Origin of the sequence: Natrinema hispanicum, from assembly GCF_900111485.1 — an archaeon.
In the GTDB taxonomy this organism is placed as follows: domain Archaea; phylum Halobacteriota; class Halobacteria; order Halobacteriales; family Natrialbaceae; genus Natrinema; species Natrinema hispanicum_A.
Genome location: NZ_FOIC01000007.1, coordinates 116,325 through 131,827, shown reverse-complemented (window position 1 = coordinate 131,827; position 15,503 = coordinate 116,325). Strand labels below are relative to the sequence as shown.

Genomic DNA, 15,503 nt, shown 5'->3' with positions numbered 1-15,503 from the left:
TCCAGTCTTCGCTCTCCCTTCGCGTGCGGTCTCGGTACTGCGCTGGCACGTGACCACTGCAGGTCTCGGACGCTCATCAACAGTGGTACTTCCTCGTCGTCTGGAACAGCTGGTGATTCATCCACCTAGATAGCAGTCACGACGACGCCGGTCGCAGACATGCGGCCATCACTGTGGGCGACTGTGAATTCGCGACCGGTGTCGCGTCGTTCTGCCCAGCAATCTCACCAGCATCGGAACGGCTGGCATCGTCTTCGACACAGTTGCCATCCGCTTGGTCGAACGCTGCCTCGTCCGTCGACGGCTGGGTCACGCTCTTGTCGCGTCGCTTTCGGTCCTGTCGCCGACCGAGGTATCGGTCGTGGATCGGCTGCCTGCCGATCGGCCACATGCTCGTGTCGTGGCTGCGGCGCGGCGTCTGCTCGAGGACATGATTGAGACGACAGCAAACCCCTCCGTGCTTGTCCGATGTCCGTTCAGCGACGGTGCACGACTGGCGTCCGTCCGCTGTCGGTGGTCGGCAACGCAATAGCGATACAGACGGCGTCGCCACTATCCGAGTAGCGCGTCGAAAGAAAGGAAGGATGCGGCAAAGGCCGGGCGAGTGCCCGGTAGTTAGTCGTCAGCGCTTAGCGCTTAGTTGTCGCGGCGGAGCGCGAACAGTGCAGCGCCGAGGAGCGCGACGAGGGCGACGCCGACACCGAAGCCGGGCGTACCGTCGTCGGAGCTACCGGTGCTGTCGGAGCTGTCCGAGCTGTCGGAGCTGTCCGAGCTGTCCGAGCTGTCGGAGCTGTCCGAGCTGTCCGAGCTGTCGGAGCTGTCCGAGCTGTCGGAGGTACCGGTGCTGTCCGAGGTGCCGGAGTCGGTGTTGCCGGTCTCGTTGTTCTCGGTCTCGTTGTCCTCGGACTCGTTGTCCTCGGTTTCGTCGTCGTCACCGACTTCCTCGACGATCTCGAGGTCTGCGCGGTCGGTCGTTTCGCCGTCGTCAGACTCGAGCGTGTAGGTGCCAACGTCGAGGTTCTCAGTGCTGACTTCAACGGACCACTGACCGTCAGTGCCCCACTCGTCAGTGCTGGTGATCGTCTGCGAGTTACCTGCGTCGTTCAGGACCTCCACCGTGATGGTGTTGTCATCCGGCTGGAGGTTGGTCTGACCTTCGACGACGATCGTACCGTCAGCCGGGACGGGGTTGACGCCACTGGCGTCAGCGCCGGCGGGGTAGATCGATTCGATCGTGGACGAGGCGTCGGTGTAACGGAAGTTCTCCGTGACCATGCGGTCGTCGCTGGCGGATTCGTCGACAGTCTCAGTCGCGATGCTTTCGCGAACCTGTTCGCCAGTCAGACCCTCAAGGTCATTGTTGATCCAGGAGACGAGCTCGGCGTCGTTGGGGAGGTCACCGTCGCCGTAGGTATCGTCACGACCATTCGAAATGATGTGTGCGGAGACCGAACCCTGCGAGAGGTCGCCGAGGGTCAGATCTTCTTCTTCGAAGGTCCCATCGTCGTCAACGGAAATCTCCTGGGCCATCGTGTTACCACGTTCGTCAACGAAGGCGAGGACAACGTTGTCCTGACCCGCCGCGGTACCGTTCACGTCGATATCGGCATCGACGTCCTGAGAGATTTCACCGTTGATGGTTTCGAAGTCGGCGCTCAGGTCACCTTCGGTCACAGTGATCGACTGGGTGGCACTGGTACCTTGGTTGAATTCCGTAGTCGTGAGAGTCTCGCTTGTCGCATCGGACTGAGCGATGATACCCAGACGGTACGTACCGGGCAGACTCAGAATGTCAGAGCCACCTGTGTTAAGGCCGGAGAGAACGACGTCTTCCTCTTCGAAGGTGTCGTCGGACTCAACATCAATGTTCTCCGTGACAACTTCCCAGTCGCCGTTATCGCGAGCGTAGACTGCAACGTTGTCGGTGCCTGCTGCACTACCGGTGATGTCGACTTCTTCACCGACAATGTAGGTGCCTTCTGGGCTGTCGATCATGACATCGCCTTCCTCGACGTCGAGGGTGGCGTCATCTTCCGAGTCTTCATCGTCTACGTCTGCAACAGAAACGTCGTTGTCGTAGACTTCAACATCGATCGAGGAGTCATCAAGGTACTGGGTCTCGATCGAGCCGACAGCAGTCGTACCATCCATCTCAACGATGGCGTACGCAACGTCGCTGTTGTTACCAACTTCTTCCGTGTCGTCGACGTTCCGGAAGATGGATTCCGCATCGTCGGCCGTGATACCGTCACGGAAATCGGAACTTTCGATCGTCACGACATGGGTCTGGCCGTCAGTTCCACCGGTGACGGTGTACTGGACGTCGTCACCGCGGACAGCGGAGTCGTTGGCCAGTTCGATGCCGAGATCCTCGTCGTTAGTCAGGGTGACCGTCGTGGTCTCGACAGCGCTGCCGAAGTCAAGGTTCTCCGTACCTTCTGCCGTAATCGTGTATTCACCGGTGTCCTCGTTGGAGAGGTCAACCGAGATGTTGTTACCGCTCGTCTCGATCAGTGCGTCCTCGCTTTCGAGGACCTGGGCGGTGATATCGGATCCGCTCTCGTCCGTAATCTCAACTTCGACAGACTCAGCCTGCTCGAAGTTGTAATTGACGCTGATGTTCATGTACTCCGCATCTTCAGTCGAAATGCTGGAGCCATCAACGTCGTCAGAGATGACGTTGCCATTGGAATCCAGGTTGTAGACGGTGATATCCGCGACTCGCGGCTGTGCGACCGTCACGGTGTTGCCGTTGCTGCCCTTGTAGACACCAGTGTCCTGGTCTTCCGGAATCTGGAGGTTGGTGTCAAGGGTCTGTCCCTCTGCACCACCGCTCTCCACACCGGTCAACGTATCTGCGAACCCGTTGAAGGTGAGATCGTCCTCACCTTGGTAAATTGTGTCGCCACTTTCCACAGCAATTCCATCTTCATACCGATTGTTCTCTGCCGCCGCTGCACCGCCCGCAAACGCTGCGGACATTGCAACAACAGAGAGTACCATCATCGCGGTCAGGAACACTGCGCGTCCCTTCTCACGATAGGATGCATTGTTGTTTGTCATGTTGTAGTTTAGTTTCGCTTGTGCGGCCACGCTTGCGTTCCGATCGAGTAACCCGGTAATCAGATCTTACATCCGATCGCCGAGATGTTGGCCGATCGTACTTGCTTGCACGACCATGGGTAGGGGTACGACTGTTCGTTGCGACCGATTGCATATATGCTTTGTTGTCGAATACAGTTTGAACCATATGAATAATCGCACTATCTGGCTGTATTTATTGTATATTACCCTCGAGTGCGTCAGACAAAACCAAACGGTAGAAGTTACCACACCCGCGCTATCGCGGATTTGGCGTAGTTGACTCGGTCCGTGTGAGCGCCACTGAGCTGTCCGGGTCAGTCCCGATCGATCACCACTCGGACCGCCACTAATCAATAGTTACTCTCACAGTTGCGTGGCCCTCGAGCCAGCCACTCGCAGTAAGAACGGCTTTCGACGATCGGCGACTACCACTACGTGTCGCAGTAACGACCCATCAGTCGCACGAACCCGTCAGTGTAGTGTCCCAACAGCCAGAGACGGTATGCGGTCTGACACTGACGCGGTCTCGCTCCGATCAGGCGTACACGCGCGTTTCAAGATACTGTTGGGCCTCGCTTTGGATGTCCACAGCCCACTCTTCGAGCTCGTCAGCAGTACTGGACAACCGCAAGAGCCGCCCGAAAAAGAGCAACTGAAGCGTTTCTGCGACGACGGCCGGCTCACACTCGCGGAACTCGCCGGACTCGATGCCAGAGCGGATGATCGACGCGATCGACTCCGTGAAAACCCGATCGCTCCGGGTGAAGTGATCTCGATAAGCCGGATCGTGGATCGCCTGCACGCGCAACTCGAGGACGGTCTGCATGAACGCTTGCCACTCGTCGCTCATCTCGGTGCCGAAACCCCAGCCGAGGAGTCCCTCGAGTCGCTCGCGGGGTGCCTCGATCGGCCCCCGCCCGAGTTCGGCCTCGAAATGATCGAGCAGATACTCGAGACAGGCGAGGACGAGCGCGTCCTTGTCCTCGTAATGGTGGTAGATCAGGGAGGGACTCTGCTCAAGTTCGTCGCCGATCTTCTGGATCGTCAGGTCGGCGTAGCCATGCCGCCGAAGGCTTCGATAGGTCGCTGCCAGGATCTCTTCGCGGGTCGTCGCCGGATCGTCGAAGACATTATTGTTCACTATATGTCACCTCTCCGCGGCTGCGTCTCCATCGAAACCGGAAGACGGCTGCCGATGCAAGTTTCGGCATGCTCGAGATCATTGGTTGAGGTCGTTCCTTGTGGCACATAACCAATTTGATCGACTTGTTTGGGGGTTTCGAGAACGCCAATCGGTAGCTGCTCTGACCACCCACGATTTAGTGTCGGACTATTTAAAACTTTGATTCGGAATGGAGACGCGTCGCTCTCGCTGTGAAGAGAGACTATCGGACAACCCGGGATACGCACTGATCGCACGAATAGCGGTTCGTGCGCACACGTCGTGCTATCGACTCTCTCGTTGTTCGACCTTGTTCAGCTCGATTAGCAGCCGGAAAATCGCTTTGACGAGGTTCGCGTCGACGTCGAACTGCTCTGCATTGTCTCCCGCGCGTTCCATGACCTGCTGTTCCTGTTTCTCGTCGGTCGTCGGCAGCCCCTGTTCGTCTTTGACCGCCGCGATCGTGTCCGCGACGTAGGTCCGCTGGGCGATCAGCTCGACGATCTCCTGGTCAATCGTCCGGATCTCCTCGCGCAGTTCGTCGAGGCTCATTTCCTCGGGTGTCAGTGTCTCGTCGTCGATTCCACCGTCCATCGCTGTGTCTGTTGGCTCTCGAGTCATCGTATTCGTGTTCCGTCGGTTCGCGTCTGCAGTAATCGTGTCGTTCCGTCGCGGTCGGTCCACCGGTCTCGAACGGTCTCGAGTGGCTCCCGATCGCCGACGGCGACGTAGCTGGGGCCAGTCCCGGAAAGCGAGACGCCGTCGACGTCGGGCATGGCGTCGATCATCGGGCCCGTCGAGAACTCGAGGGCAGCGGAGAACGCAAACCCGTTGACGGTCATCGCCTCGCCATAGCGGCCGTCGAGTGCGAGTTCTTCGACGAGGGTGGCCATCGGTGCGATCCGCTCACAGGCCGAGACGTCGGCGTCGGCGCTGTAGGCCTGTTCGGGTGGCGTATAGACCAGCGCCCACCAGTCGACTTCGTCGCGGGCAAGCAGCGCATCGGACGTGTTGTCGGTGACTGTCACGCCGCCGAGCATGCTCGCACTAGCGTCGTCGAACGCGCCCGTCGCGGTCACACCGGCGTCGCGAGCCGCGCGAACCCCGAGTCGACAGGCGTCGATCCGGTCGACCGCATCGGCGACTGCGAGGGCGTCGAGGGTTGCGAGTACCGTCGCGTTGGCCGCGGCGCTGGAACTTTTGAGACCGGCAGCCATCGGCACCTCGCTTTCGGTGCGGACGCGCGCGCCCACGTCAGAGTCGTCTAATCCCGCCGCGTCGGCGTATTCTGCGATCGTCAGTTCGGCACAGCGCTCGATGAGCGTTGCATCGGCGTCGGGCTGGTCGGCGATCTCGCCGACGATTTCGCCGTCGTCAGTGAGATCGACGGTCGCCGTCGTCTCGAGGTCGATCGCGAACGCCGAGCCGGTACCGGTCGCGAGTGCGTTGAGTACCGTCCCGGCTGCGGGGGCGACAGCACGGCCATCCATACCCTGACACTCACAGACCGAATACTTACGGCTGACGATCCTCGTGATACGTCGACATGGAGATCGTCGGTTTTCGACACGCTCGCTGGTGCCCAGAACGCACGCCTTTTGCCGGATCCGATCGAACGTGTGGTCATGAGCGCGCGCAACGACGTCGCCCCCAGTACGATCGGCGTCGATCTCGTCGACGGCGGCATCGTCGTCCAGTATCTCGACGGTCGAGAGGTGTTCTACCACGGGCCGCCCGAACCCGTCGAGGGTCCACTGACGACCCCGCCGGGCAAGGAAGTGCACGTCCTCGTCACCGATCCCGACGGCGTCGAGGGTGTCATGACCTACGTCAACGACCGGAACACCCACGACGACATCCTTGAGTCGACCGGTGTCGGCCGCGTGATGCTCGCACGCAACGACGAGGAGGAACTGTTCCCGGGCGTAACCGTCGCAACGGAGGCCTACTCGATCCGCGTCGACGCCGACCTCTCGGTTGTCGACGGTCGCGTCTTCGTCTTCGCCGAGGACGAGATGAGCGAACACGCCTACGAACTCGTCGAGAGTGCCGACTAATGCCGCTGCAGAAACCTTGGCGCGACCTCACACGCGAGACGGTGGCCGCTGCGCCGGACCGACCCGGCATCTACGAACTCGGCGACGGGTCGGGAACGGTGCTTGCGGTCGATCACGGTGTCCTCCGTGACGAACTCAAGACCGCGCTCGCCTACAACGACGGCGACCGCGTCCGCTGGACGGAAACCCACACGATGGCGCAGGCACGCGACCTTGCAGCCGAGCATCGCGAGCGCCTCGAGTAACCGATTTCGGATCTAGCGCTTGTCCTACTGAATGTAGGATGGGTCGCTCCCGTCGCACATCTGTTCGTGGTCCGTTGCGTCCGACCGCTCGTCGAAGAGAAGGCCACAGGTCTCACACTCGTACCAGGTCGTGTCGTCGCGTTCTGTCTGGACGACCATGCCCTGTCATGAGAGACGAACGACAAAAGGCGTTTTTTCAGTTGGAGTGACCGAGTGACCTCCTCCTCGCCGTAGACGGCGAGGCTTCCCACGGCACCGCACCGCTGGGTTGGGATATTTGCTGGTTTACGACTCGTCGGTATGACGGGCCGATGGCGGGGCCACACCGCCGTTACTCCTATCCCCGGCACGGGGACTCGGAGTTATCTTGGTGACCGAGACACCACAGCGGTTCGAGATGAGTGTCTCGAACGTTCTGGGTCTCGGAGTCCCGATATTGTCCGATTAGATGGGCGGACGTGCCGCCTCGGTGTATGTCATACTACACCTCGACTGAACTTAAATACCCGTATTGCTACCGAACGGGGACTGTGTAGGCGTTGTCGGATTCACGCCCGGTCGTCAGACTACGTCTGACGGGCAATCAGAAATCTTCGATTTCTGATGACGGCGTAAACGCCGGGATTCTCTCCTTGAAGAAAGATAGGCCTCGAGAACCCCGTGTTCGGTGACGTCTCACGACCCCCCGAGGACAATTCTCAAGGTGACAGGCCCGAAAGGAACGGACATGAGTTCGTCGGAGGGAGACGGCGTGACGTTGTCGGTACGCGCCGCCGAGAAGGGGGACGCGGGCCGGGGTGTCGCACGGATTCCCGAATCAGTGCGGCGACAGCTCGGCATCCTGAGCGGCGACGCCGTCGTGATCGACGGCGAGTCGACGACGATCGCCAAGATGTGGCCCGCAGATCCGTCGGTCCCGGACGATGCTGTCCAGATCGACGGTGACACGAGAGCGAACGCCGGCGTTCACGTCGGCGACACGGTGACCGTCCGCGCGAAGGACAAATCGACCATTGCCGATGCCGATCGTATCACGGTGATCGCGCCGCCGGGACTCGCCGAGAATCAGCGGCGGGCCGCCGAAACCGGTGCGGCGGAGACACTCCGCAATCGGCCGGTCCGCGCCGGCGAACAGGTCCGAATCGAAGGCATCGACCAGCAGCCGTTCAAAGTCACCGACACGGATCCGGACGGCGACGTGCGGATTACGAACGAGACGACCGTCCGGATCGTCGATACGGATTCGAGCCCCGCGACACCCGCTGGCTCACGAGATGCCGGAACCGCCGTCCGAGGCCCTCGCTCGAGCGACTCGACTGACACGGCGACTGCAGCCACATCCGACGCCGGAGCCGACGAGCCGCCCACGAGTTCCGGCGTCACCTACGAGGACATCGGTGGCTTGGACGAGGAACTCGAGTTAGTTCGCGAGATGATCGAACTCCCGCTGTCGGAGCCCGAACTGTTCAGACGCCTCGGCGTCGAACCACCATCCGGCGTCCTCCTGCATGGCCCGCCGGGCACCGGGAAGACACTGATCGCCCGCGCGGTGGCCAACGAGGTCGACGCCCACTTCGAGACGATCTCGGGCCCGGAAATCATGTCGAAATACAAGGGCGAGTCGGAAGAACAGCTCCGCCGAACCTTCGAGACGGCACGCGAGAACGCGCCGACGATCATCTTTTTCGACGAAATCGACTCGATCGCCGGTACGCGCGACGACGACAGCGACGCCGAAAACCGGATCGTCGGCCAGTTGCTGACACTGATGGATGGCCTGGACGCCCGCGGCGAAGTGATCGTCATCGGTGCGACCAACCGCGTCGACGCGATCGATCCCGCGCTCCGGCGTGGCGGGCGCTTCGACCGCGAGATCGGGATTGGCGTCCCCGACGAGACCGGTCGCCGGGAAATCCTCGAGGTCCACACCCGCGGGATGCCACTCGCCGACGACGTCGATATCGACGCGATCGCACGCCGGACGCACGGCTTTGTCGGCGCAGACCTCGACGCCGTCGCGAGCGAGGCCGCGATGGCAGCCATCCGCGATCGGCCGGCCGACGATACCGAGCGCCGCGAGTGGAATCAGCGCCCGACAGTCCAGAAAACTCACTTCGATGCCGCGCTGGCGTCCGTCGAACCCTCGGCGATGCGCGAGTATGTCGCCGAATCGCCGACGACGGACTTTTCCGACGTCGGTGGCCTCGAGGGCGCAAAGGGGACGCTTCGGGAGTCCGTCGAGTGGCCGCTGACCTACGATAGACTTTTCGAGGAGACCAACACTGACCCGCCGTCTGGCGTCTTGCTGCACGGGCCGCCCGGCACGGGGAAGACGCTGCTTGCGCGCGCGTTAGCGGGTGAGACTGACGTCAACTTCGTCCGCGTCGACGGTCCGGAGATCATCGACCGCTACGTCGGAGAGAGCGAGAAGGCGATCCGAAAAGTGTTCGAGCGGGCCCGTCAGGCGGCCCCGTCGATCGTCTTCTTCGACGAGATCGACGCAATCACGGCCGCTCGAGGCGAGGGCCACGAGGTCACTGAACGCGTCGTCTCGCAGTTGTTGACCGAACTCGACGGGATGAGCGAAAACCCCAACCTCGTCGTGCTGGCCGCGACCAATCGCAAAGACCAGATCGATCCCGCGCTGCTCCGGCCCGGCCGACTCGACACACACGTCTTCGTCGGCGAACCAGATCGTGAGGCACGCGAGCAAATCCTCGCGGTCCACACCCGGGGGAAACCCCTTGGTGACGACGTCGACATCGCTGGCCTCGCGACCGAGCTCGACGGCTACACCGGTGCCGACCTCGAGGCGCTGGTCAGAGATGCCTCGATGCGGGCGATCCGCGAGGTGGCAAGCGAGTACGATCCCGACACGGCAAACGAGAAGGCATCAGAGATTCGAATCGAGCGTCACCACTTCGAGGACGCCCTGGCGTCGACCGAGCGACCGTAGGCTCGAGCGTCGTCACTGCAGTCGGAAGCAGAAACGCGGAAAACGAGCTGCAAAAACGGGGCTACTGGAAGCCGATCCGGCTGCCGCGACGACCAGTTGGGTCGGGGCCGCCGGCCGTGCCGCCGCGGAACTCTTCTTCGATCTGCTCGTAGTACTCGAGGATCTCGTCGGTGATCGTCGGCCGGACGTTCTCCATGGCCTGCCGGAAGTGACGCATCTCGACGATGTCGGCCGCCTCGTCCTCACGCAGGGCCTCGATGGCGGCTTCGCGGGCGATCGACTCGAGGTCGCTGCCGACGTAGCCGTCGGTGATCTCGGCGATCTCCCGCAGCGTGACGTCGGCGGCCAGCGGCGTGTCCTCGGTGTGGATCTCGAGGATGCGTTCGCGGCCGTCGACATCGGGTTCGCCGATCATGACGAGGCGGTCGAACCGACCCGAGCGCAACAGCGCGGGGTCGATCATGTCCGGCCGGTTGGTCGCGCCGATGACCATGACGTTGCCCATCTCCTCTAACCCGTCGAGTTCGGTCAGCAGCTGGTTGACGACGCGTTCCGAGACGTTCGAGCCGACCTCGCCGCCTCGTCCCGGCGCGAGCGCGTCCAGCTCGTCGAAGAAGATCACCGTCGGCGAGACCTGCCGCGCCTTGCGGAAGGTCTGCCGGATCGCCTTCTCCGATTCGCCGACCCACTTGCTGAGCAGTTGCGGGCCACGCACCGAGATGAAGTTCGCGTTGGTCTCGTTGGCGACGGCTTTGGCCATCAGCGTCTTGCCGGTCCCCGGCGGGCCGTAGAGCAAGACGCCGGCCGGCGGGTCGATCCCAAGCCGATCGAACCGTTCGGGACTCGAGAGCGGCCACTCGACGGACTCTTTGACCTGTTCTTTGGGATCCGAAAGACCACCGACGTCGTCCCAGGTGACTTTCGGGAGCTCGACGAGCACCTCCCGCATCGCCGAGGGTTCGACCTCCGCGAGCGCGCCGCGGAAGTCCTCGCGTTTGACGATCATCCGATCGATGAGACTCGGCGGGATGTCCTCCTCGTCGAGATCGATCTCGGGGAGGTACCGGCGCAGCGCTTTCATCGCTGCTTCCTTGGTCAGGCTCTCGATGTCGGCCCCGACGAAGCCGTGGGTCTCGTCGGCCAGATGGCCGAGGCTGACGTCGTCCGACAGCGGCATCCCGCGGGTGTGGATCTGGAGGATCTCTTCGCGGCCCGTCTCGTCGGGCACACCGATCTCGATCTCGCGGTCGAACCGGCCGGGACGGCGCAGTGCGGGGTCAACACTGTCAACGCGGTTGGTCGCCGCGATGACGATGACCTGCCCGCGTGACTCGAGGCCGTCCATCATCGTCAGCAACTGGGCGACGACGCGGCGTTCGACCTCGCCGGTGACGTCTTCCCGTTTAGGCGCGATCGAGTCGAGTTCGTCAATGAAGATAATCGAGGGCGACTCCTCGGTGGCGTCTTCGAAGATCTCACGGAGTTGCTGTTCGGATTCGCCGTAGTACTTCGAGATGATCTCCGGCCCGGCGATAGAGAAGAAACTGGCGGAGGTCTCGTTGGCGACGGCTTTCGCGAGCAGCGTCTTCCCGGTGCCCGGCGGGCCATGCAGGAGGACGCCCTGTGGCGGCTCGATGCCGAGCTTCTTGAAGATCTGCGGGTGCTTCATCGGGAGTTCGACCATCTCCCGAACCCGCTGGATCTCGTTTTGGAGGCCGCCGATGTCCTCGTAGGTGATGCCACCGCCAGTCTTCTCGAAGCCCGAGATCGGCTCCTCGCGGAGTTCGACGTCGGTGTCCTCGGTGATGAGGACGACACCCTCGGGCTCCGTTTCGACGGCGATCAGCGGGATCGCTTGCCCCGGTGAGCGCATGAACGGGTGGTTCGTCGAACTCATGACGGGGACGATGTCGCGGCCGACGACCGGCCGCTTCAAGATCTGGCGTTTCACCATGCCGGCGGCGTCGGAGCCGAACTGGACCGACGCCTCCTCCGGCGGCGCAAGCGTCAGCGTGTCGGCTTTCGTCGCCTCGGCTTTGCGGATCGTCACGCGCTCGCCGATGCCGACGTCTGCGTTCTGGCGGGTGAAACCATCGATACGGACGGTATCGGTGTTCCAGTCTTGCCGGTCTGCACGCCAGACCTTCGCGGCAGTGGTGTCTGCACCTTCGATTTCGATAATGTCGCCCGGACTGAGCTTCAAATGCAACAGCGTGTCCGGGTCGAGTCGGGCGATACCACGACCCGAATCGTTCGGGTACGCCTTCGCGACCTCAAGTTGGACTTCGTTCATGGTTTAGGGATGGACGGCGATGTCAATATCTCCGACACGTGATCGGATAGGTTTTGTGTTACCCCACATCTATGTGCTAGTCTATACCATAGATACTTGGGGCGGGATGCTACAAAGATGTACCGGCCTCGGTGGGTTTTGGCCCTACCGACAGCGTGCCGAAGGGCCGGAGAGATGGCTTTTTCTCGCTTGCCATCCCGGTCATAGACATGCGCGTTCTCGCTTTCGATGGCCGGATGGGAGCAAGCGGCGATATGATCCTCGCCGCTCTCCTCGATGCCGGTGCCGACCCCGACGCCTTAGCGCCCGTAACCGACGCCCTCGAGGTCGAATATAAGATCGACACCGTCGACAAAAGCGGCATCGCCGCGACATCGGTCGACGTGTTCCTGACGGACGACGACTCGGACGGCCACGACCACGAGGAGTCGGACCACGACCATGAGCATGATGACTCGAGTCACGATCACGAGCACAGTCATGACCATGGCCATGATCACAGCCACGGGCACGACGATCATCATGAACACCACGGTCACGGCCATGGCCACGAGCACAGCCACGATCACGATCACGACGGCGTCCACGCCGAAGGACACGGCCCCCACCGCAGCTATCTCGAGGTCCGCGAGATCGTCGCCGACATGGACCTCGAGTCGGCGGTCGAACGCGACGCGCTCGCGATCTTCGAACTCCTCGGTGAGGCTGAAGCTGGCGTCCACGGCGAGGACCTCGAGTCGATTCACTTCCACGAGGTCGGAGCCGACGATGCGATCGCGGACGTGGTCGGCGCTGCGGCGCTGCTGCATGACCTCGAGCCAGAGCGCGTCGTGACGACGCCGCTTGCGACCGGCGATGGAACCGTGTCGATGAGCCACGGCGAGTATCCCATCCCCGCGCCAGCGGTCGTCGAGATCGCCCAGCGGGCCGACTGGTCACTTCGCGGTGGGCCGGTGGACGCGGAGTTGCTCACGCCCACCGGGGCGGCGATTCTGGGCCACATCGCCGAGGGTATCGAGACACTGCCCACGCTCTCGCTCGAGGAGTCGGGCTACGGCGCTGGTGGCTACGATCTCGATCCCCATCCGAACGTGCTTCGGGTGCTGGTCGGCGATGGCAGCGGCACGGGTGAATTAGTCGAAGACGACATCGCTGTCCTCGAGACCAACCTCGACGACGCGACGCCCGAAGTGCTGGGCGGGCTGCAAGAGACGCTCGAGGACGCGGGCGCGCGCGATGTCACAGTACTGCCTGCGACGATGAAGAAGTCCCGGCCCGGCCACCTCGTGAAAGTGATCTGTAAGCCCGACAATCGGAAACGCGTCGCTCGAGCGCTGGCCGAAGAGACGGGCACGCTGGGGATTCGTGATGCAGGGGCAACCCACCGGTGGATCGCCAACCGGGAATTCGAGGCGGTGACACTCGAAGTCGATGGCGACGAATACGAGGTCGCCGTGAAAATCGCGAGTGACTCCGAGGGCAACGTCTACGACGTGAGTGCAGAGTACGACGATGCGGCGGCGGTCGCACAGGAAACGACGCTCCCGATTCGAACCGTGTTGAAACGGGCTGAAGCGGCTGCCAGTGTCGATCGCACGGGCGAGTGATCGTCGCGACGGCGATCGTGTCTCGAGGTGAGGTGTGTTCGCGATCAGGGCGAGGTCACTGTCTGTCGCCCTCGAGCGTGCTCAAAACGACACCCTTCACAACGTGACGGCCGATCGGCGTTCGATGCCAGTCCGTCAACCAGTTCCAATCAGCAAATAAAAAGACAGTATCGTAATCGATCGTCTCAGCTAGAGAGGATCGGAATCAGATCTCCGAAATCGAAGTCGTCGTCACCGTCGTTGTTGTCGCCGTTGTCCTCAGAGATGTCCTCGGAGGAGACAGTGCCGGTGAACGGATAGCTGGTCGTATCGACCTCGTAGTCATGCGTCTCACCGTCGGCAGTGATGCGGACGGTATCGGGGGCGTCAGCGCCGGCGTATCCTTCGTAGGTCCACTCCACTTCGACCGGGCCGTTCTCGTTGTAGTCTTTGACGTTCAGCGAGATCTCGTCATTCTTGTCTACCTTTTCGACCGCGAACTGGTCGCCGGTCCACGTTGCCTGCGCTAACTGCTCGAGTTCGCCGCCATCGTCGTTGTAAAACGTGATCGTATCGATAGCGGCCGCCTCGCTGTCGGCTTCCTCGGTTCCGTCATCGGCGCTGTCGCCATCATCATCGCCGACAGTGTCACCGTCACCGTTGCTGTCGTCGTTATCGTCTGCCGACATATCGTAGGAGTCGACCGTGCCGGTGAACGGATATCTGGTCGTATCGACCTCGTGGTCACGCGTCTCACCGTCGGCAGTGACGCGGACGATATCGGGAGCGTCAGCGCCGGCGTATCCTTCGTAGGTCCACTCCACTTCGACCGGGCCGTCGTCGTTGTAGTCTTTGACGTTCAGCGAGATCTCGTCGTTCTCGTCCATCTTTTCGACCGTGAACTCGTCGTGATCGTCGTTCCACGTCGCCTGTGCGAGCTGCTCTAGCTCGCCACCATCGTCGTTATAAAACGTGATGGTGTCGATAGCAGCTGCCTCGCTATCGTGTTCCTCGGCAGTCGCCGTTCCGGCGACACCTGCGAACAGCATGCTACCGACGAGAGCGACCGCCAGCAGTACAGTGAATGTCCGTTTCATAGTGTGTTGATATTGATTGTCTGGGTGATCGCACACGTACTCGAACAAGTGTCCGATCAGGACGTGGATCGTCACGGATCGTCGTGTCGCTTGCAACCCGTGACTCCTTGCCCCTTCCCACGATGCGTCACCCAGTCGAAATCGACCGTATCGGCCCACATGAAGGCGGAACACCGTTCAAACTGATAGCTACTATCTAAATTGCGTAATGGTGTACATGATATTAAAACAAAGAATGTATTTATTTGCTGTATTTAAAATATAAAATCATATGACAGCGTTAGGAGGCTGATATAAATCGAAGTCCAAATTATAGGGTACATAGTATCTTCAGCAGTCATATCACGGATAGCATAATTCACAAAACTGGTAGCGAGTCGATGGACAGGCAGTGACGTGGCGTACCGATACAAGTGAGACAGCAGTCGTCAGTCTCACTATGAGCACAGCCAAACTGCTGGCGACACCAATCGCAGGGCTGTCGCGTGATTGGGGTTGAGACGGACGCCTGTCAGTCAGTGCCGGCCGGCCGCGACCGTCCTTCGATCGCCCCGGGACAGCGGGACAGCAGACCGGATGCATGACGGTCGGTGGCTTTCGACGGGACAACTCGAGGCACAGCACCGTCTCGACTCTCGAGTTGATGCACATTCCACTAGACTGTCTCTCAGCGCAGTGGTTCTGATCCAACTGTACTCAAGGGACTTGGTCTCTCTACTGTGTGACCGCGATCGCTCCTCGAGGGAGAGCCGTTCGAACAGGAACGGGGTGCAGACCGCCTGGATGTTCGGAAGGCTGTGCTGAGCACACGATGTGACCGCACACGTCGCGAACAATGGCGATAGGCAAGTGTCCGACGTGAGTGCAAAGTACGACGACATAGGTCGTCGTGTCGAAGCTCGTGCTCGTGTTGTGCAATCTCAAGACACTCGCATATCGGTCAGTGAGTTGAGACGGTAGCTAACCACACACGACTATCGGAGTTGAGATCGATCGCGACTGGCACCTTTCATCCTGCGACGC

12 protein-coding genes are annotated in these 15,503 nt (G+C 61.3%); 4 read left to right on the top strand and 8 right to left on the bottom strand.

From position 1 onward, the window contains the following. Positions 1-136 precede the first annotated feature (136 nt). The 5 genes from BSG09_RS09105 to BSG09_RS09085 form a co-directional block, all read right to left on the bottom strand. Entirely contained in the window at positions 137-391 is a 255-nt protein-coding gene (locus BSG09_RS09105; protein ID WP_092932332.1) for a hypothetical protein, read from the bottom strand. A gap of 245 nt (positions 392-636) precedes the next feature. Continuing rightward, on the bottom strand, positions 637-3,063 hold the full coding sequence (gene csg, locus BSG09_RS09100) for an HVO_2072 family ArtA-dependent S-layer glycoprotein (RefSeq protein ID WP_092932429.1): 2,427 nt from the start codon (positions 3,061-3,063) through the stop codon (positions 637-639). 556 nt (positions 3,064-3,619) lie between these two features. Beyond that, positions 3,620-4,225 (bottom strand): TetR/AcrR family transcriptional regulator, encoded by a 606-nt coding sequence (locus tag BSG09_RS09095; protein WP_092932330.1) that lies wholly within the window; start codon positions 4,223-4,225, stop codon positions 3,620-3,622. A 306-nt stretch (positions 4,226-4,531) separates the two neighbouring features. Continuing rightward, positions 4,532-4,867: a chorismate mutase gene (locus tag BSG09_RS09090; protein WP_092932328.1), complete on the bottom strand. Its 336-nt coding sequence runs from the start codon at positions 4,865-4,867 to the stop codon at positions 4,532-4,534. Then, the gene (locus BSG09_RS09085) at positions 4,864-5,736 is read right to left on the bottom strand and encodes a shikimate kinase (RefSeq protein WP_092932326.1); all 873 of its coding nucleotides are present in this window, start codon (positions 5,734-5,736) and stop codon (positions 4,864-4,866) included. Before BSG09_RS09085 ends, BSG09_RS09090 begins: the two co-directional genes overlap by 4 nt. A 135-nt stretch (positions 5,737-5,871) precedes the next feature. On the opposite strand from BSG09_RS09085, the gene BSG09_RS09080 reads away from it, so the two are divergent. Next, positions 5,872-6,303 (top strand): DUF5796 family protein, encoded by a 432-nt coding sequence (locus BSG09_RS09080; RefSeq protein WP_092932324.1) that lies wholly within the window; start codon positions 5,872-5,874, stop codon positions 6,301-6,303. Continuing rightward, a complete protein-coding gene (locus BSG09_RS09075; RefSeq protein ID WP_092932322.1) occupies positions 6,303-6,548 on the top strand; it encodes a DUF7508 domain-containing protein in 246 nt (81 codons plus the stop codon). Before BSG09_RS09080 ends, BSG09_RS09075 begins: the two co-directional genes overlap by 1 nt. 24 nt (positions 6,549-6,572) lie before the next feature. Here BSG09_RS09075 and BSG09_RS21555 read toward each other — a convergent pair whose 3' ends face one another. Further along, positions 6,573-6,707 carry a DUF7128 family protein gene (locus BSG09_RS21555; protein WP_262488518.1) on the bottom strand — a complete coding sequence of 45 codons (135 nt, stop codon included), beginning with the start codon at positions 6,705-6,707 and terminating at the stop codon, positions 6,573-6,575. A gap of 568 nt (positions 6,708-7,275) precedes the next feature. On the opposite strand from BSG09_RS21555, the gene BSG09_RS09070 reads away from it, so the two are divergent. Then, the gene (locus tag BSG09_RS09070) at positions 7,276-9,504 is read left to right on the top strand and encodes an AAA family ATPase (RefSeq protein WP_092932320.1); all 2,229 of its coding nucleotides are present in this window, start codon (positions 7,276-7,278) and stop codon (positions 9,502-9,504) included. Positions 9,505-9,565: 61 nt separating this feature from the next. On the opposite strand, the gene BSG09_RS09065 is transcribed toward BSG09_RS09070, so the two are convergent. Further along, positions 9,566-11,797 carry a CDC48 family AAA ATPase gene (locus BSG09_RS09065; protein WP_092932318.1) on the bottom strand — a complete coding sequence of 744 codons (2,232 nt, stop codon included), beginning with the start codon at positions 11,795-11,797 and terminating at the stop codon, positions 9,566-9,568. A 209-nt stretch (positions 11,798-12,006) separates the two neighbouring features. On the opposite strand from BSG09_RS09065, the gene larC reads away from it, so the two are divergent. Further along, positions 12,007-13,404 carry a nickel pincer cofactor biosynthesis protein LarC gene (larC, locus tag BSG09_RS09060; protein ID WP_092932316.1) on the top strand — a complete coding sequence of 466 codons (1,398 nt, stop codon included), beginning with the start codon at positions 12,007-12,009 and terminating at the stop codon, positions 13,402-13,404. Between the two features lie 185 nt (positions 13,405-13,589). Here larC and BSG09_RS09055 read toward each other — a convergent pair whose 3' ends face one another. Then, complete coding sequence (locus BSG09_RS09055; protein ID WP_139246199.1) at positions 13,590-14,480, bottom strand: hypothetical protein; 891 nt, start codon at positions 14,478-14,480, stop codon at positions 13,590-13,592. Positions 14,481-15,503: the final 1,023 nt, after the last annotated feature.

What these genes read in the sequence shown, in the direction of transcription:
- BSG09_RS09105 (WP_092932332.1), bottom strand. Translation starts at nt 391, where the DNA reads ATGTGGCCGATCGGCAGGCAGCCGATCCACGACCGATACCTCGGTCGG.
- csg (WP_092932429.1), bottom strand. Translation starts at nt 3,063, where the DNA reads ATGACAAACAACAATGCATCCTATCGTGAGAAGGGACGCGCAGTGTTC.
- BSG09_RS09090 (WP_092932328.1), bottom strand. Translation starts at nt 4,867, where the DNA reads ATGACTCGAGAGCCAACAGACACAGCGATGGACGGTGGAATCGACGAC.
- BSG09_RS09085 (WP_092932326.1), bottom strand. Translation starts at nt 5,736, where the DNA reads ATGGATGGCCGTGCTGTCGCCCCCGCAGCCGGGACGGTACTCAACGCA.
- BSG09_RS09080 (WP_092932324.1), top strand. Translation starts at nt 5,872, where the DNA reads ATGAGCGCGCGCAACGACGTCGCCCCCAGTACGATCGGCGTCGATCTC.
- BSG09_RS09075 (WP_092932322.1), top strand. Translation starts at nt 6,303, where the DNA reads ATGCCGCTGCAGAAACCTTGGCGCGACCTCACACGCGAGACGGTGGCC.
- BSG09_RS21555 (WP_262488518.1), bottom strand. Translation starts at nt 6,707, where the DNA reads ATGGTCGTCCAGACAGAACGCGACGACACGACCTGGTACGAGTGTGAG.
- BSG09_RS09070 (WP_092932320.1), top strand. Translation starts at nt 7,276, where the DNA reads ATGAGTTCGTCGGAGGGAGACGGCGTGACGTTGTCGGTACGCGCCGCC.
- BSG09_RS09065 (WP_092932318.1), bottom strand. Translation starts at nt 11,797, where the DNA reads ATGAACGAAGTCCAACTTGAGGTCGCGAAGGCGTACCCGAACGATTCG.
- larC (WP_092932316.1), top strand. Translation starts at nt 12,007, where the DNA reads ATGCGCGTTCTCGCTTTCGATGGCCGGATGGGAGCAAGCGGCGATATG.
- BSG09_RS09055 (WP_139246199.1), bottom strand. Translation starts at nt 14,480, where the DNA reads ATGAAACGGACATTCACTGTACTGCTGGCGGTCGCTCTCGTCGGTAGC.